The following is a 20987-nucleotide window of genomic DNA, read 5'->3' as shown; positions in this document are numbered from 1 at the left end:
TCGTCTACGGCACAAGACGAGATGATTTTTCAGCAAATGCTTTATGCATCACGTTAACGTCCGGATGATCTTTAATTGGATCATCTGGATAGTATGCAACATGCATTGCACCTTGCTCATAGAGAGAATGAATTGTCGCAGCCATTTCAGTTGAAGGTACCTTTTGGTTGTTACGCCAGTTTGTTGCTTGAAGCTCAAAAACTGTTTTCTTAATGCCATTTGGATATTGTTTCACACGATCAATCATATCTTTATAAAATTGATCGGCGTTATCTACTTTTTCCATATAAGGCATTGCCATAATGGCAGTAAAATCATAACGGTTTAATGACTCTTCAAGGGACTGAGAGTACCAATTTTCCGCATACGGTTTTAGAGCCACTTGTGCATATAAATTACGTGCTGTAAGCAGGAACGGCTCATATTGACGTACCTGATCAACAAGCTGCATTGCAAAATCATCTAAATATTTTGTTTTATATGCTGTCCACTTTTGCAAGTCTTGGTCATTCGCACGGATTTTTGCCAAATCTGTTGGTAAGCCTTGTTTTGCATAAGCTTTTAAAGCATCTGGACTTGCATCTTCATAATCGGATAACGTTACGTCATCATGGAATAAAATTCCATTAAACGATGATGACTTCGCTAAATCTTCATATATTTCACGGATGGTTTGACGTGCTTCAGGTGAAAAAGGACTCAAGCGAATGTATCCCATATTGAGATGTCCATTCGTTTTCGCCTGCTCCGTCACTACCAAATCTTTTGATACAGGATCAGTTTTTGGTAGTTCCCATGCCAATAATGGCATCCACGCATAAATACGGCTTACAGGGGTGCGCGTTTGGATTTGCCATGCAACACGGTTGAATAAATCAGCACGCATAGGCATGTGTCGATTTGGGAAGTATACCATATCGGCAGAACCATTAGCATCTGCGTCTGCGAAAGCTTGTAAATAAACTGTATTTACACCCATCGCATTAATTCGGTCGAGTAAATTGCCTAAATTACGTTCTTGTTGCTGTGGATCTGGATCATAAATATAGTCGAGATCAACATGCATGATTTTTTGCGGACGATTATTATCCGTTAAGTTTAACTCGCGGTTCTTAATCTCTTGAGCCAAATCATTGGTACTCATTCCACCCTCTACCAAAATACGACTCATATTTTGCAGAGACTGTTTTGCATGATCTGCCCCATCATCAAGTGTAATGGTCACAGGCATGCCTAATTTTTTTGCAATTTGTACAGTTTGCATATTATAGCGACCATATGGCCACACCATAATACGTGGCGAACGTAAACCATGTGCTTTTAATAAGTCATTATTCTTTTTCAGGTCATTATAAATTCGGGCCTGATATTGGCTATCATTTTCATACGTTTTGGTTTTTACATCATATAAACGTGTTGTTGCCGCAGGCTCAGAGTTCCCTTGCGGGTTACCTGTAATACCACGGTGTAAATGATAGCTATGGCTTGCAATTTCAACAAAACCGCTATCTTGCATTTCTTTAAGTTCAGGCCAGCTTAAGATTTTATCGCGTGGAATTTCTTCACCAGAAAAATCAACTTTCTGATTTGATTTTGGTTCTAACCATGAACCAACAACTGCAAGTACTACCGGGATTTTTTTAGCCTTAATGACCGGATAAGCATTTTGATAAAAAGTTTGGTAACCATCATCTACAGTTAATAAAACTGGCTTGGTCGGTAGTGGAACCTTACCCTGATGAGCACGAATCAATTGGTCTACAGTAATAAAATGGAAGCCATTTTTTTGCAGCCAATCAATATGCTCACTAAATTGTTTCGTGGTCACTGCATATTGAGGAATTAAGGCATTTTTAGTATCGGTAATTTCATGATAGCCAATAACAGTAAGTTCTGAAGCATCTATTTTAAGAGGCTTAGCCAAGGCCATGCCTGACAAGCCTGCTAAAGCTAAGCCAAGCGTTAGGTTCAACAAAGGAGATGCAAAGCGGGTAATCATGAAATAGCGTCTCAATAGCAATATAGATTATTTATGTGAAATTTAAACTTAAGAACTAAACTTTATATCAATTTAGCTCTTAGGTTCAGCCTGCCCAAAAGAACAGTTTTCAGTTCACCTTTATAATCAAATAAACTGAAAATAATCTTAAATATTCAAAAAGCTAAAATATAAATACCGAATATATTTATATTTAAAGCTTATATATAAAATCAAAATCTAAAGAATTTGATTTCATGCATCACGGGTTTTTACGTCAAATAATTCGATTTCAAAAATCAAATTTGAGTTTGCCGGAATAATTTTACCCATTTTGCGTTCGCCATAAGCCAAATGCGCAGGAACAATAAGTTTACGTTTTCCGCCAACTTTCATTCCCATGATGCCTTGGTCCCAACCTTTAATAACACGGCCTGTACCAATCACACATTCAAAATAGTTTCCGCGGTCAATTGAAGAGTCGAATTGAGTACCATCTTCTAACCAGCCCGTATAATGAGTGGTAATTAAGGCACCTTTAACTGCTTCTTTACCTTCGCCTACTTTTAAGTCAATAATTTCTAATTCAGTGATCATAACATTTCCGTTCATTTAATTTCACAGCTCAGACTCAATCTTTAGTCTAGCAAGTGAATTTGTAAAATTTGTTGCGCTTTCCAGTTTTACTGTAACTGCGTCCACACCACATTTGCTTGGCCTTTATCACCAAGCAACGTCCACTCTGTGTCCATAACATTTAACTGTAACTGCATGGTTCTTTCACAGAGTTGTTCTAGCTCGGCTGTGCTTTGAGGGGCAATTTGCCAAACTTGAACGTTACTTAACGTTTTAATTTTACTATTTCTCTTCCACCAGTCTTCAACTTGCGTGCCATACACAACAATCGCAACTGTTTTACAACGTGCACTGGCTTTTTTGACTTTATCTTCTGAGGGTAAGCCCACTTCAATCCATGTTTCCAACTGACCCGTTAAATCTTTTTGCCACAACGCAGGTTCGTCAGTTTCAAAAAGGTCTTTCGTAAATTCAAGCTCATCACTTGCAAAACGAGCAAAGGCCATCAGACGAACCATTAAACGTTCTAAAGTTTCAGAAGGATGCAAGGCAAGCGTCAGCTGGTAATCACCATAAATATGGTCATCCATATTGGCAATATTCAAGTCTGCCTTATAAATTGTTGCTTTAAGCGCCATGAGTAATATGTTCCAAAATTTGGCGCTAAGGATACTCGATTTTGGCTAAAAAATTATAAAAAAACTGAGCAATGCAAAACATAGCGATGGGAAATTTGCATATTGTTTCAAAATGCTCCACTTATTTTAGAGTTGGCCGGCTTTTTGCTTAAAAGAGATATTATTCTTCTCCTAAAATTGATGACTTATGTGGCAAAAGCTCAAGCGTAGTTTATTTTTACAAGTTCTTTGTGCACTCTTTCTGGGAATTGCAGTTGGAATTGGTTTTCATGATTTCTCCCTATCTTTAAAGCCATTAGGTGATGGTTTTATTTCTTTAATTAAAATGTTGATTGCACCTATTGTGTTCTGTGTGGTCGTGCTTGGTATTTATGGTGCAAATGACATCAAAAAAATGGGCAAAGTCGGTGCAAAAACAATTCTCTACTTTGAGGCAGTCACAAGTATTGCCCTAATCTTGGGTATTGTAGTGGCTTATGTATTCAAACCTGGCGTCGGCATGAATATCGATATTAGCCATTTAGATGCAAAAGATTTAAGCACCTACACTGAACGTGCTCATGAAATGCATACGGGTTCTGATTTCATCCTGAACCTCATTCCAAAAACATTTACTAGCGCTTTTGCAAACGGCGATATTTTACAAGTTTTACTCATTGCCATTTTATTTGGTGTATCCCTACTTTTAATTCCCAAACATTTGGCGGAACTGGTACGTCAGGCCCTTGAAGCTTTTTCCGAAGTCTTCTTTAAAATTATGGGTCTGATCATTCGTTTAGCCCCGATTGGTGTGTTCGGCTCAGTGGCCTACACCACTGCTAAATTTGGTTTAGATTCACTCTTACAATTGGGTTATTTAGTTTTACTGTTTTACGCAACCTGCATTTTATTTGTTGTGATTGTTCTAGGATCAATTTTAAAACTGACTGGCCTCAACATTTTCAAATTTGTGGGCTATTTCAAAGATGAGCTGGCAATTGTTTTGGGCACAGCCTCTTCTGACTCCGTTCTTCCTCAAATTATGAAAAAACTCAAAAATCTAGGAATTAAAGACTCAACTGTGGGGCTGGTTATTCCAACTGGTTATTCATTTAATTTGGACGGGTTTTCAATTTACTTAACTTTAGGTGTGATCTTTATTGCTCAGGCCTGCAATATTGATTTGTCTATGCATGACTTGCTAGCGATCTTGCTGGTTTCACTTATCACATCTAAGGGTGCACACGGTATTCCTGGTTCAGCATTAGTTATTCTTGCAGCAACACTTTCAGTCATTCCAAGCCTCCCTGCGATTGGTCTTGTACTTCTTCTTTCAGTGGACTGGTTTATTGGAATTATTCGCGCCTGCACTAACCTCATTGGTAACTGTGTAGCCACTGTAGTCATTGCTCATTGGGAAAAAGACATTGATCATGCTCAAGCGAAAGCTGTACTCGACATCAAAAACTAGATGAATATTTTGGAGAACATTGATTCACTTTTTCAATGTTCTCTATTCTTCAACTCGGCAATTTAACAACTCAGTTTCAAATGCCAACCAATCATGTTGTTGCTGGCTAATCATTTCAATACGGTTGTCGATTCCCTCTTCACCCGACTTGTAATTAAACTGGTCAGGATTAAAGTTAAACGTTTTCCACCCCTGATCTGTATTAAAAATTCCTTTAATCCGTAGCCAGTTCTGCTGCGCGCACAATAAATCTAGCAAAGCATAAAAATCGAATTTCCAGCGTTTAGGTAATTTCCAACCTGCAACGATATAGCCTTGAGCTGATTCTACATAGTGATATGGCAACTGATGAATTTCTTTAGCAACCTCTGCTTCAGTCATTTGTTTTTGAAGTTTAAGTAAAGGTTGTATAGATCGCTCTGTTAAACGAGCGGGCAAATCAATTTTATTTAACGCTAATTGACCATGTTCAGTGTTAATCCACTCTTGTTGATAAGGTTGATATTCCTCTTTGAGTTGATCAAGCGCTTGCTCATCTTCAAAAGTCATGACGTCAGTATGTGAAACCACCACAATTTGGGCAGCTTTTAACTGGTCTTCATAAAGGTTTTGTTTGACCCAGTTGGTATCATGCAAGCGACTACCATCTATGACTGTAACCAAAGCACGCATTGCCAAACTACTTTGCCAATGAGGCTCAGTTAACTGGTCAAATAGTTGAGACGGATGTCCCAGACCCGTCGGCTCGATAAACAGACGATCTGGCTTTTGCTCACTCAACAGGCGAGCTAAAGCAACATGCATAGGCAACTGACTACTACAACATAGACAACCGCCTAATAACTCTTTTACCGCGTAACCTTGATCTTGAGGTAATAGTTGTTGATCTACCCCAATTTGCCCAAATTCATTCATTAATACAGCCCAGACCTCATTTTGAGGTTTCTGACTTAGTAAATGCTGCAATAATGTGGTTTTCCCTGCCCCTAAAAAACCAGAAATGATATGAGTAGGAACAGTTTTTTGGGCAATAAATTTCACAAGACACTCAAATTGGAATGGTCTAAAACATTTTAGGTATATCACTCTTTTTTGTCATGTAAATGATTTTTAAATCTGACCTTGTGTTTTTTAATTTTTACTTAATACATGAAAAATGAGATTTACATCTCATTTATAATCTAAATTAACTTTAAATATATATAAATCAAACGGAATATTCTATTTATACACATTCACAATTCATGCCAGAGTGTGCGGTTTACGTAACACAACTGGTTTTTTTTTATTCAAAAAGAAATATTTTTTCACATTTTAAGGTGTGCTTAAGCCGGTTAATTTTACAGATTCCGCACATAAATGGCCCGTATATTTCATATTGTTAAGATAGGCGTAATAGATTGTTAAGTTAATTGATGTAATGCTCGGTGCGGCTTAGCATGTCTCCTAACTTAATCGTTCTCAAATACATATTCGATGTATGGACTGTTAAGTTTAATTTATTTATCAATAGATATATAAGGATGCCATAAAATGAAATTAGCTAAAACTTTACTCGCTACTACACTCGCTTTAACTGCTGCTTCAACTTTTGCTGCTTCTAAACATGACAAAGTTCATGCTCCTGAAGATAAAGTTGTAGTTTCAACTCAAGAACAAGCAAACACTGCAAATGCTGCATCTGAAGCGGTAGGTTCTGCTTCTGAAGCTGCTCCTGCAACTCGTTAATTATCTCAGCACTCTCCTCCAAACTCAGAGATAATTTTACTGAAAAGAAAAAAGGACTTTGAATTTCAGTAAAGAAAAAGGATCGAACCATGCTGCGGTTCGATCCTTTTTTTTAATTCAATCTTTTTTTTAAGAAGATTTTTTATACATGCTACAAGATGGGTTATGGTTTTCTTGTAGACGTAAAACCTTGCGATGCTCTGCGGCTTCAAAGCGACAACGTTTCCACTCGGTATCGAGTTTTAAATGAGGTACTTCACAAGGCTTACCTTGTTCATCAACAGCCACCATAGTGAAATAACAGCTATTGGTGTGGCGTACTGTACGCTTTTGAATATTTTGGGCTTCAACACGTATACCAACTTCCATTGAAGTACGGCCCACATGGTTCACACTTGCCAAGAAGGTTACCAGCTCACCTACATAAATAGGTTCTTTAAAATTGACCTTATCTACAGATAAAGTCACCACGTAGCCACCTGAGTAACGACTTGCGCAAGCGTAAGCGACTTGGTCTAGTAGTTTTAGAATCGTACCACCATGAACATTACCTGAAAAATTTGCCATATCAGGCGTCATCAAAACTGACATCGTCAATTCAGACTGATCATCAGTTGCTGTGGTTATTTCATCTAATGTAGGCATGGTTCAACTCTGTTTCTAACAAGCTCAGTCAACATTATGGTTGATAATTCACAAAAAAAACATGATTAAATCTATAACATGGCATTGTATTTTCTAATATCCATCATTGTTTTTTCGAAATTTTATTTTTTAAGACATTATTTTTTAAATATATTTTTATAAATTGCATTCTTCATTTTAAATTTTTTAGAAGATGCTATGCCATTTTATTCTACGTTCAATGGCATAGCAGGCTCTTGCAAGCGAGTGGTTATACTTTATTAATCACGCCAGTCACGCCATTAATAATCATATCAATGGCAATGGTACCAATTAATAAAGCAGATAAACGCCCGACAATATCAAAGTAACGGTCAATATGCTTAGCATGTTTATAGCGTAAATGATCATGTGAAAATTTCATCAAAATCAAAATACTACAGGTTAAAAATAAAGTGAAGGCAATCACGAGGGCAGCTTCACCAATTGACATTTCAATTCCTGTGACAACGGCAGCACTAATGGTTCCTGGGCCAATCATGAAAGGCATTGCAATGGTGCCAGCCAGATGTTCCGGCGCACCACGCATTTCACCAATCGTATCGGCACCTTGAAACACATAACGATAGCCAATCACAAGAAAAATCAAGCCACCAAAAATCTGGAAAGCTTCAAAACGCACGTTCAGATATTTACTAAAAATTGCTTCGCCGCCCCATGCAAATAGCATGAACACAACAAATGCAATCAAGCTTCCCTGAATCAGTGCTTTATTAAACACCTTTGTTTCTGAATGGCGGATGAGGCCAATCATATAAATGCTCATTAAAAATGGATTGAGCAAAGAGAAAAATAAAGCAAACGAATGTAGGTATGGAGAAACCATGCATATTCCCCTTAAGCTTGTGGATCTGGGAACAACGGTCGGTTGCCCGGGCTAATACGATTAATATGTAAAAACGTCATATGTCTTTCATATTTATCTAAAATATCATTAATGACCTGTTCTTTACTGTAACCCACCAGATCATTATCTTGTGAGCCATCATAAAGATACGTTTCTAATCGATAATAGAACTGTTTGCCGCGTTTCACACGTTGGCTAAAGTTCGGCGCACTATAACGCACAGGCCAGATCTGATAAACAAAGTTCTGCTCTTCTTCTAAGTGAATAGTAAGATCCAGATGATAAAGTGCATCTTCATCTTCGAGCGATGTTTGCAGCACATCTACATTCATTCCTTGCTTGATGAGTTCATCAGCAACTGCCTGAACAGCTGGTTGGCAAACCGTATCTAACATGCGTTGGGTTTCAGTGGTTCCCGGATGATGCATGACTCGAGTCAAACGCTTTTTCCAGTTCAGAATATCGACATTACCGACCACTGGAGCTGCATTCATACTGCGGCTGGCATGCCTGTAGTCTTCTAGCCTTAATGACTTATAAAGCCCAGCCATCACAAGGAACATCACGAAACTAAACGGCAATCCCATAATAATGGTCGCGTTTTGCAAGGCTGTAATTCCATTGGTCATGAGCATGGCAAGTGTTAACAAACCAATAGCAATTGCCCAGAACACACTTAGCCAGCGCGGCGCATCATTATCAATATGCGTTAACTTTGTAGTGAAGTTACCTAACACCAGCGCGCCCGAATCGGCAGAGGTCACATAGAACAAAAGTCCCGTTACAGTGGCAATTGAAGCAATGAAAGTAAAGCCGGGATATTGTGCTAATAAATCATAGAAACCATGAGCAGGATTAGCCAATACCGTAGCAGCTAAAGTTTGGTTTCCTTCAAAAATCACACTGTACAACGCACTATTACCAAAAATAGATAACCACGTAATCGTAAATAAAAGTGGGATAATTAAAGTACCGCACACAAACTCACGAATGGTACGCCCTCTTGAAATGCGCGCCAAAAATAGCCCCACAAATGGAGACCAAGCAATCCACCATGCCCAGAAGAACAAGGTCCAGCTACTCATCCATTCTTTAGGCTGTTCAAAGGCAAAACTTTGTAAAGCTAAAGTCGGGAAACGGGTTAAATAGTCGCCAACGTTTTGCACAAGAGCATTGAGTAAAAACTCAGTATTCCCCAAGAACAAAATGAAGAGTAATAACCCGATCGAAACATAAATATTGATTTCAGATAAAATCCGCAGGCCCTTATTGACCCCAGATGTCACCGAAATAATACTAATTCCAACCGCGACAACAATCAGGATAAATTGCATCCAGATGTTTTCTGGTAATCCCAATAACACATGTAGGCCATAATTCAGCTGTACTACGCCAATCCCGCAGGTGGTCGCAATACCAAAAATTGTTCCGATCACGGCAGCCGTATCAACACTATGCCCAATTGCACCATTAATTCTGTTCCCGAAAATTGGGTAAAGTGCAGAACGAATGGTAAGTGGCAGATTATAACGATAGCTAAAGTATCCCAATGACATACCAATCAAGGCATACATACACCAACCAGTTAAACCATAGTGGAACAGTGTCCAGACCATACTTTGGCGTGCTGCCTCATAGGTCTGACCAGCTCCGACTGGAGGCTGCATATAGTGAGATAATGGTTCTGCGACCGAAAAGAACATTAGATCGATACCAATACCGGCCGAAAACAGCATTGCAGACCAACTGAGTAAACTAAACTCAGGTTTTGAATGCTTAGGTCCTAATTTAATATTGCCATATCTTGAACAGGCAATGAAAATCACGAAAACCATATATAGCGTTGCGGCAAGCAGGTAATACCAACCAAAGGTTGAAGTTACCCAATGAAGTACGGTATTCATTACCCGATTTGCAAAATCGTTGAACAAAAACGTGACAAGCGAAAAAATTAAAATAAGTACAGCTGAAAAATAAAAAACCACACGGTTGAGTGGGTCTTTTTTAGATTTAGATAATGTTAAATCATCAACTGCTCTTGGATTATCTGTTGCCATACAATCCTCAAGGAATAAAAATAAAAACAAAATATTTAATTTCGTCTTTTCACTATTCAAAACAATGAAAAGACGACTTTAAACGCAAAAAATAATATATAGATGTGATCGGTTGAGGTTATAAAACCTCGGTCACTTTATTCTGGTCACAATTCGATGGAACCGAAATGTCTTTTGAAACAGCTAACTGTTTTTTCACTAATTGAGGGTCAAAATCATCTTGCTTTAGGGCTTTGGCCAAACCAAACATATAAAGCAAAATAATGACTGAAAATGGTAAACCACATAACACCACAGCACTTTGCATGGAGTTAAAACTACCGGCTAATAACAAGCCAATACTTACAATGGTAATTACCACAGACCAAAAGACGCGTAACCAGATCGGTGAATCACTATCATTGGTGCCCCCTTTTGAGGACAAATTAGCGATCATTAGTGTACCAGACCCAACTGGTGTCAAAAATAAAACGAAACAAATTACAACAACAATGCCAGCAACATACGGATTAAATGGCAGATATTCGAGTAATTTAAATAATGATAATGCTGGGTCAGTTAAGACCATATCACCTAAAACTTTCTGTTTTTGATTCAAGATAAAGTAAATTGCAGTATTTCCAAAAACTGAAATCCAAGCCAACGTAAAGCCGAGTGGAATCAGGCAAACACCCAAAACGACTTCTCGAATTGTGCGTCCTTTTGAAATACGGGCAATAAACATACCTACAAAAGGTGCCCAAGCAATCCACCATGCCCAATAAAATACAGTCCATGAACCCAACCAGCCAGTTGCCTTCTGATTGTATAAATACATATCGAAGCTCTTAGCAATAAAGTTGCTCATGTAATCTCCAACATTTTGTACCAGACCATTTAATAAATGATTTGTCGGACCCGTTAAAAATACAAATAGAAGTAATGCATACAGCAAACGTAAATTAATGCGTGATAACCATGCCAAGCCTTTTTCAATACCCACCACAGTAGTGATCATGGCAACAAACATCATGGCAAGGACAGCAGTAATTAAGGTTGCAGAATTATCAGGAATTTGAGGAAGTAAGTAGCAAATGCCAGATACAAGAACCAACGCGCCAATACCCAAATTGGTCACTAAGGAAATAACTGTAGCTAATATTCCAAACCCATCCACAAAATCACCCACCAAACCATGCACACGCTCTCCAAAAATTGGGTAAAGCGCCGAACGTAATGCCAATGGTAAATTTTGTCTGAAAGCAAAATAACCTAAAGTGACTCCGAGCAATGCATAGAGCACCCAGCCATGAATGCCCCAATGCAAAAAACTATAAGTCATGGCATTGCGGGCGGCCTGAATGGTTCCAGCCTCGCCTTCTGGCGGTCTTAAAAAATGGTCAACAGGTTCGGCCACGCCATAATAAAGTAGTGCAATACCAATACCTGCCGAGAACAGCATTGAAGTCCATGCCAGATAAGTGAACTCAGGTTTATCGTCGTCTTTTCCTAAGGGAATCTGCCCTACTTTTGAAAAAGCGAGCCAAGCAACAAAACCCAGACTCAGCACAATAACCAGCATGTAATACCACCCAAAAAAGTGATTTACTTGCTCTTGTATAGAGGTCAACCAAAACTGACTTTTCTCTGGAAACAGCACAAAAAGTAGGCCAAAAATGCCAATACTGATGGCCGAACTCCAAAATACAAAACGATTTAACCGAATATGGTCTGAAGAATATCTATCACTTTTCAACACCATCTTGTTGCTCCTTGCAATCGGTGTATTTTTCTCAAAATAACGTGATAAGTGATGTACTTATGCGCATTATCCTATCCTTAAGAGTCTTTGATTTTACCTCTTTACTCTTAGAGGTTATCTTCAAAAATTTATTGAATTTTACATATCATACTTGTTATTGATTGAACGTTCAATCAATAACAAGTATGATAAAAAAAGTGCTATGATGCTCTGCAAGTTAACATGCTGGATTTAAAGCACCGCTAAACGTGCTGATGTGGAAAATCATGACAAAACGCAGAGTAAAACCAGAGCACGTGCGACGTGAAGAAATCATGAACGCTGCACTCGACGTAATTTATGAAGTGGGGTTATCCAATACGACCATTGCACAAATTGCAAAAAAAGCCGAGCTGTCGACCGGCATTGTCAGCCATTATTTTGGCGACAAACAAGGGTTGATAAATACCTGTATGCAAGAAATGTTAAATGTTCTTCGGCATAAAACCGAACAATACAGAGCAGAAGCAGATTCGCATCCAGAGAGCCAGATTAAGGCCATTATCGACTCTAACTTTGACATTAGTCAGGTCAATGAAAAAGCAATGCGGGTCTGGTTAGACTTTTGGTCTGCAAGCATGCATGTACCAGACCTAAGCCGTTTGCAAAAGATTAATGATCAACGCCTGTATTCCAACTTGAAGTTTTATTTTCTCAAGTTAATGGAAGAACAACAGGCCAGTGTTGCCGCTCGAGGTTTGGCAGCATTGATTGATGGATTATGGTTACGAGGCAGTTTAAGCCGTCATAACGAATTTGACAGCAATCTTGCCCGTTCCATTGCTTACGATTATGTACAAACGCAAGTGCAATTTGCGAACAAGCCTTTGCAGGAGAGACAAAATGAGTGATGTACAAGTTCATCAACTGTATATCCATGGACGCTACGTTAAAGCAACCAGTGGTAAAACATTTAATAGTATTAACCCTGCCAACGGCGAGACCATCGCGACTCTTCAACAGGCTTCAGAACAAGATATTGAAGCTGCTGTACAAAGTGCTCAACAAGGACAAAAAATCTGGGCTGCCATGACTGCCATGGAGCGTTCACGTATTTTACGTCGTGCTGTCGACATTCTTCGTGAACGTAATGATGAGCTTGCCCGTCTTGAAACACTAGACACAGGTAAAGCTTATAGCGAAACATCTACCGTCGATATTGTAACTGGTGCAGATGTACTCGAATATTACGCAGGACTTGCAACCGCCATTCAAGGTGACCAAGTTCCACTTCGCGAATCAAGTTTCTTTTATACACGCCGTGAACCTTTAGGCGTGGTTGCAGGTATTGGTGCCTGGAACTATCCAATTCAAATCGCTTTATGGAAATCGGCCCCTGCTCTTGCTGCCGGCAATGCCATGATTTTCAAACCAAGTGAAACAACGCCTCTTACTGCATTTAAACTTGCAGAAATCTATACAGAAGCAGGCGTTCCAGACGGCGTATTTAACGTTGTGCAAGGTGCTGGTCGTGAAATCGGTCAATGGCTCACTGAACATCCTGTGATTGAAAAAATTTCATTCACTGGTGGTGTTGAAACTGGCAAAAAAGTCATGGCAAGTGCCGCAGGCTCTACACTTAAAGAAGTAACGATGGAGCTAGGTGGTAAGTCTCCACTGATTATTTGTGAAGATGCCGACCTTAATCGCGCAGCAGATATTGCTGTCATGGCAAACTTCTTTAGTTCAGGCCAAGTTTGTACCAATGGTACTCGTGTATTTGTTCCAAAATCTCTTTTAGCCGATTTTGAAAAAGCCGTTGTAGAACGTGTAAAACGTATTCGCATTGGTGACCCAATGGCTGAAGAAACCAACTTCGGACCACTCACCAGCTTCCCTCACATGGAAAAAGTTCTGTCTTTCATTGAGTCTGGCAAACAACAAGGCGCTAAAGTTTTAATTGGTGGCGGGCGTGCAACAGAAGGCGAACTCGCTAAAGGCGCTTATGTACTACCGACTGTATTTAGCGACTGCAATGACCAGATGGCGATTGTTCAAGAAGAAATTTTTGGACCTGTCATGAGCGTTTTAAGCTATGAAACCGAAGAAGAAGTCATCCGTCGTGCCAACGACACAACCTTTGGCTTAGCTGCCGGCGTTGTCACTCAAGACATTAGCCGCGCTCACCGCATGATTCACCAAATTGAAGCGGGTATTTGCTGGATTAACACTTGGGGCGAATCGCCTGCCGAAATGCCAGTAGGTGGCTACAAACAATCTGGTGTAGGCCGCGAAAATGGTCTCACCACGCTTGGGCACTATACCCGTATCAAATCTATTCAAGTTGAACTCGGCGATTACCAAAGCATTTTTTAATGCCTCAATCGCTTTAGACACTTCAATCTAAATCACATATGCCGAGCAATCTTTATAGATTGCTCAGGCAAACTGTTAGTAAAAAAAGGATAGTTATGAATATTAAAGAATATGATTACATTATCATTGGCGCAGGATCTGCCGGAAATGTACTTGCTGCACGTCTTACTGAAGACAAAAATACCACCGTTTTACTCTTAGAAGCAGGTGGTCCAGATTATCGTTTGGATTTTCGTACTCAAATGCCGGCAGCTTTGGCCTACCCTCTTCAAGGCCGCCGTTATAACTGGGCTTATTTAACCGACCCTGAACCACACATGAATAACCGTCGTATGGAATGTGGTCGTGGTAAAGGTTTAGGTGGCTCATCTTTAATTAATGGTATGTGCTATATCCGCGGTAATGCAATGGATTTAGAACAATGGGCAACCCATAAAGGTCTAGAAAACTGGTCTTATGCCGACTGTTTGCCTTACTACAAAAAAGCCGAAACTCGTGATATTGGTGAAAATGACTACCATGGTGGCAATGGCCCTGTGTCAGTTGCTACACCTAAAAATGGTAATAATGTCTTGTTTCATGCCATGGTTGAAGCTGGCGTACAAGCAGGTTACCCGCGTACCGATGACTTAAATGGTTACCAGCAAGAAGGTTTTGGTCCAATGGACCGCACAGTAACACCTAAAGGTCGTCGTTCAAGTACCGCACGTGGTTATTTAGACATGGCAAAAGGTCGTCCGAATCTGACCATTTTGACCCATGCCACTACCAATAAAATCTTGTTTAACCAAAAACAAGCGATTGGTGTTGAATACATTATAGGCGCTGACAAAAACAACTTGCAGCGTGCCTTGGTTAAACGCGAAGTGTTACTTTGTGCAGGTGCAATTGCTTCACCACAAATTTTACAACGCTCAGGTGTGGGGCAAAGTACCTTCTTAAAATCAATGGACATTGATGTGGTTCATGATTTACCGGGTGTAGGTGAAAACCTGCAAGATCATTTAGAAATGTACTTGCAATATAAATGTAAGCAACCCGTGTCTTTATATCCTGCCTTGAAATGGTACAACCAACCTGCCATTGGTGCCGAGTGGTTATTTAATGGTACAGGTGTTGGCGCAAGTAACCAGTTTGAAGCTGGCGGATTTATCCGTAGTTCAGATGAGTTCAAATGGCCAAACATTCAGTACCATTTCTTGCCAGTTGCCATTAATTACAATGGTAGTAATGCAGTAAAAGAACATGGTTTTCAGGCACACGTCGGTTCAATGCGTTCCCCTTCACGTGGTCGTATTCGACTTAAATCAAAAGATCCGTTTGAGCATCCAAGCATCTTGTTTAACTACATGTCGACTGAACAAGACTGGCGTGAGTTCCGCGATGCAATTCGTATCACTCGTGAAATCATGCAGCAACCGGCTCTCGACCCATATCGTGGTGAAGAAATTAGTCCGGGCAAACATGTGCAAACTGATGCAGAGCTTGATGACTTTGTTCGTAACCATGCAGAAACGGCTTATCACCCTTCTTGTAGCTGTAAAATGGGTGAAGACGAAATGGCTGTCGTAGATGGTCAAGGCCGCGTACATGGTATGCAAAGCTTACGTGTAGTCGATGCCTCTATCATGCCGCTGATTATTACCGGTAATTTAAACGCAACCACCATTATGATTGCCGAGAAAATTGCAGATCAAATTCGTGGACGTGAAGCGTTACCACGGTCAACAGCACCGTTCTATGTAGCGTCATAAAATGTTAAAGGGTATATTTCTTATTCAGAGATATACCCTTAATTTAATATCTATAGTTCGACCATTAATAAGAACAATGTATGACAAAAAATAAGCGGCTGCGAGATACTTATTTACATAAAAATGCCATGAAATAAAAAATAATCTATTTTTATCGTTAAATATCCTTCAAATGACCCAACTTTAACCGCATTAAAAATAAATATTAAATTTCAAATATTTAAAGTTAATTATTAAGTATAATTTATCTTATTAAAGCTCATTTTGATCAAATATAAATCATATTTATGATTTTAATGAACCCCATTTATTATAAAAATTGTCTTGTCAATGCAAAATTAGTCTAAAATATAGAGTGTTTGCGATAATCCCAAGTAATTTTATTTTTTTTGAAGTTCTCTAATTTTGAGAATTTACTTTCGCATTTATATCCATTTTGTCTGGATACGCTGTCTAGGTTTCCTCACACCTTAAGTGACTCAAATAACTTATTTTAAGGTCCCCCTTACATGAAAAAGTTTTTGAAATACCTTCTGGTATTAATCATTCTTATTTTAATTGCAGGTATCGTTTTCTTGTTTAGACCAACTGCGTCAAAACAAGTAGAAACTGCAAAAGATGAACCAGTTGTTGATGCTGTTCTTGTTGGCGGCGGCATCATGAGTGCCACTCTCGGTACTTATTTCACTGAGCTTGAACCAAACTGGCAAATTCGTATGTACGAACGTCTTGACCAAGTTGCTCAAGAAAGTTCAAACGGCTTTAACAATGCCGGAACAGGCCACTCTGGCTTTATGGAAATGAACTATACCGAAGAAAAAAACGGTAAGATGGAAATTGTCAAAGCTGAAAAAGTTGCTTCTCAATTTGAAGTCGCTAAACAGTTCTGGTCATATCAGGTAAAACAAGGCGTTTTAGCTGAACCGAAATCATTCATTAATCCAGTTCCACACATTGCTTTCGTTTGGGGCGATAACGTTCAATTCTTAGAAAAACGTTATGCTGCCATGATTCAAAGCCCGTTGTTCAAAGGCATGAAATTTACTGAAGACCCAGCTGTGATTAAACAATGGGCGCCTTTAGTAATGAACGATCGTGACCCTAGCCAAAAAGTTGCAGCGACCCGTATGGATGTTGGCTCTGACGTAAACTATGGTTCTATCACTAAGCAATTGGTGAATCGTTTAGATCAAAACCCGAATTTCAAATTACAGACTTCAACCGAAGTGACTGGCATCAGCCAAAATGATGACAAAACTTGGACTGTGTCTTTCAAAAACTTGAAAACTGGTAAAGTAGATCACGTTAAAACACGTTTTGTATTTATTGGTGCGGGTGGTGCAGCGGTTAAATTATTGCAACTTACTGGTTTACCAGAAGCTAAACAATATGCAGGCTTCCCTGTAGGTGGTGAGTTCTTAATTACTGACAACCCTAAAATTACTGCTGAACATACTGCAAAAGTATATGGCCGTGCTGAACTTGGTGCGCCGCCAATGTCTGTACCACATATTGATACGCGTTATATCGACGGTAAAAAATATGTATTGTTCGGACCATTTGCGACTTATTCAAACAAGTTCCTGAAAAATGGTTCTCAGCTTGACTTACTTGCATCAACAAACAAAAACAACGTTTTACCAATGACGACTGTTGGTCTAGAAAACCTTGATCTTGTTAAATACTTGGTAAGCCAAGTAATGATGTCAGACAAAGACCGTTTAAATGAACTTCGTAAATACTACCCAGATGCGAAAGCTGAAGACTGGCGTTTAAGCCAAGGTGGTCAACGTGTTCAGATCATCAAGAAAGAACCGGGTAAACCTGCAACTCTTCAATTCGGTACAGAAATCTTTGCGTCTAAAGATGGTGCTGTAACTGCGTTGTTAGGTGCGTCTCCGGGTGCTTCGACTTCTCCGTATATCATGCTCAACTTGCTTGAAAAAGCTTTCCCTGAGCAAACTGAAGGTAAATGGAACCAGAAGCTTCATGAAATTGTGGTGTCTTACAAACAAGACTTAAGCAAAGACCCTGTATTACTCGACAAAGTTCGTCAGTACACAAGTTCTACGCTTGGCTTGAACTATACATCTCCGTTTAAAGCTGCAAACGATGAAACTGCTGCTGCCCCAGTTGCAAAAGCAAACTAAGTTTGATGATGTATAAGTAAACTATCAAAAGGATGAATTTCGATTCGTCCTTTTGTTTTTTTAAGACCTCAGTTGAGATATAGATTCGCTATGACGCCTTTAAACTCATCACCTCGCCTCTTATCATTTTGTTTTAAGCTCTTGCTTGTTTTGCTACTGGCTTATCTTTTGTTGAGCGGGTTTTATATGTGGATGATAGGCGGCACCGCCATTTACGTCAGCTCGGCTGTGTTACTTGCTATAACGGCTTATGCGTTTAAGCTCGGTAAGTATCAAAAACAATTTTCAGTTTTAAATCTGCTCATGAGTGCTATCTCGGTCTACTTTAGTACTGCCCATTTATTTTTCTCAGCAGTTCAGTTTTTCATATTTTTACCTGCTCTGTTTTTTGTTCTACTGGCTTTTGCCCATCTAAATAAACTTCGTAATGTATTTAAGATTTTAATATTGATCAGTTTATTGGTTTGGGTAGGCATCCATTTTACTCAACTTGAACAACTTAAAGCCTATTATAAAACACAACACACAGGTGAAAGCTGGCAACAATACGGCGCCTTGTAAGATCATTTTTTATTCTATATTTTTAAATTAATACGTTTTCTTTTTCACATGAAGTTCATCAGTAAAACTGAACATCGTTTACAGAATTCCTTTTAAGAAAAAATATTCATAACAATCTAATTTATTTAGAAATATAACGAGCATATTCGCGATTGAACACGGCTCATCTACACGCTAGATTAGCTGAATTATTTCTCTCCCTTTATGTTGTAATTTATGAAAATTTTAGATGGCGGTTTAGGCCGTGAATTGGCCCGTCGTGGTGCTCCATTTCGTCAACCTGAGTGGTCTGCACTCGCACTCATTGAAGCCCCTGAAACAGTCAAAGAAGTACATCTCGATTTTATCAATGCTGGATCGGAAGTCATTACCACTAATAACTACGCTGTCGTACCTTTTCATATTGGACAAGAACGTTTTGAAACTGACGGTGTTCGTTTAATTCAAGTTGCAATCGAACAAGCAAAAAATGCAGTTAAAGAAAGTGGCAAAAATGTCAAAATCGCAGGTTGTTTACCGCCGCTATTTGGTTCTTACCGCGCAGACCTATTCCAGCCTGAACAGGCTAAAAACCTTGCTGAGCCAATCATTAACACTTTGGCACCAGAGGTTGATTTCTGGTTAGCCGAAACTCAATCATGCTTAAAAGAAGTCGAAACGGTGCATGCGTTATTGCCAAAAGATGGTAAGGACTATTGGGTATCATTTACCTTGCAAGACGAAATTAAACAAGAACAAGCCCTACTTCGTTCGGGCGAAAACATGCAACAAGTGGCTGATTTTATAAAACAATCCAATGCTAAAGCTGTGTTGTTTAACTGCTGTCAACCTGAAGTGATCTTACAGGCCATTAATGAAATTAAAGAACTCATTCCAGAGTCTGTACAAATTGGTGCCTACGCAAATGCTTTCCCGCCTCAAGATAGCAGCGCAACAGCGAACGATGGTCTTGATGAAGTTCGTAAAGACTTAGATGCCCCAGCTTATCTTGGTTTTGCCAAGCAATGGCAGCAAGCAGGCGCAAGTTTGGTAGGTGGTTGCTGTGGTATTGGACCAGAACACATTGCCGAACTTTCTCAATTTTTTAAAGAATAAATACCATGTCTGCTGCCAAAATTGGATTATTGTCTCTTACAGCGCTGGTATTTAGCTCTATGGTGGGGTCAGGTGTATTTAGCCTTCCCCAAAATATGGCACAAGTCGCCAACGGCTCTGCCCTTCTTGTTGCATGGCTCATTACCGGAGTCGGCATTATTTTCTTGGCCCTCACGCTCTTACATTTAACCCGTCAACGACCAGATTTAGATGGCGGTATTTATAACTATGCGCGTGAAGGTTTTGGTGACCTCATCGGGTTTTGCTCGGCTTGGGGCTATTGGTTATGTACCACCATTGGTATTGTCGGCTATGTGGTAATTGCCTTTTCTGGCGTCGGCATGTTTACCGACAGCAAAGACCATATTATTTTTGGTGAAGGTAATACCTTTTACGCACTGATCGGTTCCAGCATTTTTGTATGGCTTGTGCATTGGTTAGTCAGCCGAGGCATTAAAGAAGCTGCAATTGTGAATTTACTGGCAACCATCGCCAAAATCATCCCAATGGTGGTTTTCATATTCTTTACCTTCATTGCCTTTAAATTTGATTTGTTCAAACTGAACTTACACGACTTTTCTTTAAAAGTTCCGCTTTGGCAGCAAGTAAAAGACCTGATGCTGATTACCCTTTGGGTATTTACCGGTATTGAAGGTGCAGTAGTTTTATCATCGCGTGCAAAAAAACGTCATGACATTGGTAAAGCCACCATTTTGGGCGTGCTACTGGCTTTAAGTTTTTACGTGATGGTAACCGTATTGGCCTATGGCGTAGTCAGTCGTGAAGCGCTTGCAGGCATGCACAATCCTTCAATGGCAACCATTTTGCAGCAACTGATCGGCTTACCGGGTACGATTGTTATTACCATCGGGCTGATTATTTCGGTTGCGTCGTCTTATTTAAGCTGGACGTTATTTGCCACTGAAATTCCATATTTAGCTGCAAAAAATGGTGCATTCCCGAAATTATTTTTAAAGAATAATCAAAATAATGTACCCATTTCATCACTTTGGCTAACCACCATTGTCGTGCAAGGTGCATTGATTGCGGTGTATTTTTTCAATAAAAACTACACCCAGCTTTTACTGATTTCATCGGTCATGATTTTGCTGCCTTATTTTCTGGTGTCTGCTTTTTATCTTAAAGAATCGATCCGCCACAAACGCACGCCACATATTGCGATTGCCAGCGTTGCTTCAACCTATGCACTTTGGTTGCTCTATGCCGCAGGGTTAGATTTATTACTCTTGTCTGGCGTGTTGTATTTGGTCGGCTTGGTTATTTTTTCAGTCAGCTATCTTGAGCACAAAAAATCACTCAAACAAAACCAGCTTAATTAATCACTTCAACCACTGCCGAACCATTTCAGCAGT

Annotated in this window: 17 protein-coding genes; 9 read left to right on the top strand and 8 right to left on the bottom strand. The window is 39.5% G+C overall.

Features of this window, described 5'->3' with window-relative positions:
- Positions 1–4 precede the first annotated feature (4 nt).
- The 3 genes from pgaB to I5515_RS11490 form a co-directional block, all read right to left on the bottom strand.
- A complete protein-coding gene (pgaB, locus tag I5515_RS11500; RefSeq protein ID WP_199966887.1) occupies positions 5–1999 on the bottom strand; it encodes a poly-beta-1,6-N-acetyl-D-glucosamine N-deacetylase PgaB in 1995 nt (664 codons plus the stop codon).
- A gap of 234 nt (positions 2000–2233) precedes the next feature.
- On the bottom strand, positions 2234–2575 hold the full coding sequence (locus I5515_RS11495; protein WP_199966885.1) for an FKBP-type peptidyl-prolyl cis-trans isomerase: 342 nt from the start codon (positions 2573–2575) through the stop codon (positions 2234–2236).
- 86 nt (positions 2576–2661) lie between these two features.
- Positions 2662–3192, bottom strand: a complete 531-nt coding sequence (locus I5515_RS11490) for a YaeQ family protein (protein WP_199966882.1) — start codon at positions 3190–3192, stop codon at positions 2662–2664.
- Positions 3193–3379: 187 nt separating this feature from the next.
- On the opposite strand from I5515_RS11490, the gene dctA reads away from it, so the two are divergent.
- Positions 3380–4642, top strand: a complete 1263-nt coding sequence (gene dctA / locus I5515_RS11485; RefSeq protein WP_199966880.1) for a C4-dicarboxylate transporter DctA — start codon at positions 3380–3382, stop codon at positions 4640–4642.
- A 42-nt stretch (positions 4643–4684) separates the two neighbouring features.
- On the opposite strand, the gene I5515_RS11480 is transcribed toward dctA, so the two are convergent.
- Positions 4685–5683 (bottom strand): CobW family GTP-binding protein, encoded by a 999-nt coding sequence (locus I5515_RS11480; RefSeq protein WP_199966871.1) that lies wholly within the window; start codon positions 5681–5683, stop codon positions 4685–4687.
- A gap of 492 nt (positions 5684–6175) precedes the next feature.
- Between I5515_RS11480 and I5515_RS11475 the strand changes: the two genes are divergently transcribed.
- Positions 6176–6370, top strand: a complete 195-nt coding sequence (locus I5515_RS11475) for a hypothetical protein (protein ID WP_199966869.1) — start codon at positions 6176–6178, stop codon at positions 6368–6370.
- Between the two features lie 129 nt (positions 6371–6499).
- Here the strand turns inward: I5515_RS11475 and I5515_RS11470 are convergent, their stop codons facing one another.
- From I5515_RS11470 to I5515_RS11455, 4 genes are all read right to left on the bottom strand, one after another.
- The gene (locus I5515_RS11470) at positions 6500–7015 is read right to left on the bottom strand and encodes an acyl-CoA thioesterase (protein ID WP_005303245.1); all 516 of its coding nucleotides are present in this window, start codon (positions 7013–7015) and stop codon (positions 6500–6502) included.
- 250 nt (positions 7016–7265) lie between these two features.
- Complete coding sequence (locus tag I5515_RS11465; RefSeq protein WP_199966866.1) at positions 7266–7880, bottom strand: MarC family protein; 615 nt, start codon at positions 7878–7880, stop codon at positions 7266–7268.
- An 11-nt stretch (positions 7881–7891) separates the two neighbouring features.
- Positions 7892–9958, bottom strand: a complete 2067-nt coding sequence (locus tag I5515_RS11460; RefSeq protein ID WP_199966864.1) for a choline transporter — start codon at positions 9956–9958, stop codon at positions 7892–7894.
- 118 nt (positions 9959–10076) lie between these two features.
- A complete protein-coding gene (locus tag I5515_RS11455; RefSeq protein ID WP_199966861.1) occupies positions 10077–11699 on the bottom strand; it encodes a BCCT family transporter in 1623 nt (540 codons plus the stop codon).
- Positions 11700–11965: 266 nt separating this feature from the next.
- Between I5515_RS11455 and betI the strand changes: the two genes are divergently transcribed.
- The 7 genes from betI (at position 11966) to I5515_RS11420 (ending at position 20954) form a co-directional block, all read left to right on the top strand.
- Positions 11966–12589 (top strand): transcriptional regulator BetI, encoded by a 624-nt coding sequence (gene betI / locus I5515_RS11450; RefSeq protein ID WP_199966859.1) that lies wholly within the window; start codon positions 11966–11968, stop codon positions 12587–12589.
- Positions 12582–14054 (top strand): betaine-aldehyde dehydrogenase, encoded by a 1473-nt coding sequence (betB, locus tag I5515_RS11445; protein WP_199966851.1) that lies wholly within the window; start codon positions 12582–12584, stop codon positions 14052–14054. Before betI ends, betB begins: the two co-directional genes overlap by 8 nt.
- Before the next feature lie 95 nt (positions 14055–14149).
- Positions 14150–15808, top strand: coding sequence for a choline dehydrogenase (betA, locus tag I5515_RS11440; RefSeq protein WP_199966849.1), 1659 nt, complete (start codon positions 14150–14152; stop codon positions 15806–15808).
- A 509-nt stretch (positions 15809–16317) separates the two neighbouring features.
- Entirely contained in the window at positions 16318–17958 is a 1641-nt protein-coding gene (gene mqo, locus I5515_RS11435) for a malate dehydrogenase (quinone) (protein WP_199966840.1), read from the top strand.
- A 90-nt stretch (positions 17959–18048) separates the two neighbouring features.
- Positions 18049–18519, top strand: a complete 471-nt coding sequence (locus I5515_RS11430; protein ID WP_199966838.1) for a hypothetical protein — start codon at positions 18049–18051, stop codon at positions 18517–18519.
- 216 nt (positions 18520–18735) lie between these two features.
- Entirely contained in the window at positions 18736–19614 is an 879-nt protein-coding gene (locus tag I5515_RS11425) for a homocysteine S-methyltransferase family protein (RefSeq protein ID WP_199966836.1), read from the top strand.
- Between the two features lie 5 nt (positions 19615–19619).
- Positions 19620–20954, top strand: coding sequence for a basic amino acid/polyamine antiporter (locus I5515_RS11420; RefSeq protein WP_199966834.1), 1335 nt, complete (start codon positions 19620–19622; stop codon positions 20952–20954).
- The last annotated feature ends 33 nt before the right edge of the window (positions 20955–20987 follow it).

Source organism: Acinetobacter calcoaceticus, from assembly GCF_016508255.1.
GTDB classification, from domain to species: domain Bacteria; phylum Pseudomonadota; class Gammaproteobacteria; order Pseudomonadales; family Moraxellaceae; genus Acinetobacter; species Acinetobacter calcoaceticus_E.
The sequence above is the reverse complement of the archived record's forward strand: the minus strand, read 5'-3'. Positions and strand labels throughout refer to the sequence as shown.

What these genes read in the sequence shown, in the direction of transcription:
- mqo (WP_199966840.1), top strand. Translation starts at nt 16,318, where the DNA reads ATGAAAAAGTTTTTGAAATACCTTCTGGTATTAATCATTCTTATTTTA.
- I5515_RS11495 (WP_199966885.1), bottom strand. Translation starts at nt 2,575, where the DNA reads ATGATCACTGAATTAGAAATTATTGACTTAAAAGTAGGCGAAGGTAAA.
- I5515_RS11460 (WP_199966864.1), bottom strand. Translation starts at nt 9,958, where the DNA reads ATGGCAACAGATAATCCAAGAGCAGTTGATGATTTAACATTATCTAAA.
- I5515_RS11455 (WP_199966861.1), bottom strand. Translation starts at nt 11,699, where the DNA reads ATGGTGTTGAAAAGTGATAGATATTCTTCAGACCATATTCGGTTAAAT.
- I5515_RS11425 (WP_199966836.1), top strand. Translation starts at nt 18,736, where the DNA reads ATGAAAATTTTAGATGGCGGTTTAGGCCGTGAATTGGCCCGTCGTGGT.
- pgaB (WP_199966887.1), bottom strand. Translation starts at nt 1,999, where the DNA reads ATGATTACCCGCTTTGCATCTCCTTTGTTGAACCTAACGCTTGGCTTA.
- betI (WP_199966859.1), top strand. Translation starts at nt 11,966, where the DNA reads ATGACAAAACGCAGAGTAAAACCAGAGCACGTGCGACGTGAAGAAATC.
- I5515_RS11430 (WP_199966838.1), top strand. Translation starts at nt 18,049, where the DNA reads ATGACGCCTTTAAACTCATCACCTCGCCTCTTATCATTTTGTTTTAAG.
- betA (WP_199966849.1), top strand. Translation starts at nt 14,150, where the DNA reads ATGAATATTAAAGAATATGATTACATTATCATTGGCGCAGGATCTGCC.
- I5515_RS11465 (WP_199966866.1), bottom strand. Translation starts at nt 7,880, where the DNA reads ATGGTTTCTCCATACCTACATTCGTTTGCTTTATTTTTCTCTTTGCTC.
- I5515_RS11420 (WP_199966834.1), top strand. Translation starts at nt 19,620, where the DNA reads ATGTCTGCTGCCAAAATTGGATTATTGTCTCTTACAGCGCTGGTATTT.
- betB (WP_199966851.1), top strand. Translation starts at nt 12,582, where the DNA reads ATGAGTGATGTACAAGTTCATCAACTGTATATCCATGGACGCTACGTT.
- I5515_RS11470 (WP_005303245.1), bottom strand. Translation starts at nt 7,015, where the DNA reads ATGCCTACATTAGATGAAATAACCACAGCAACTGATGATCAGTCTGAA.
- I5515_RS11475 (WP_199966869.1), top strand. Translation starts at nt 6,176, where the DNA reads ATGAAATTAGCTAAAACTTTACTCGCTACTACACTCGCTTTAACTGCT.
- dctA (WP_199966880.1), top strand. Translation starts at nt 3,380, where the DNA reads ATGTGGCAAAAGCTCAAGCGTAGTTTATTTTTACAAGTTCTTTGTGCA.
- I5515_RS11490 (WP_199966882.1), bottom strand. Translation starts at nt 3,192, where the DNA reads ATGGCGCTTAAAGCAACAATTTATAAGGCAGACTTGAATATTGCCAAT.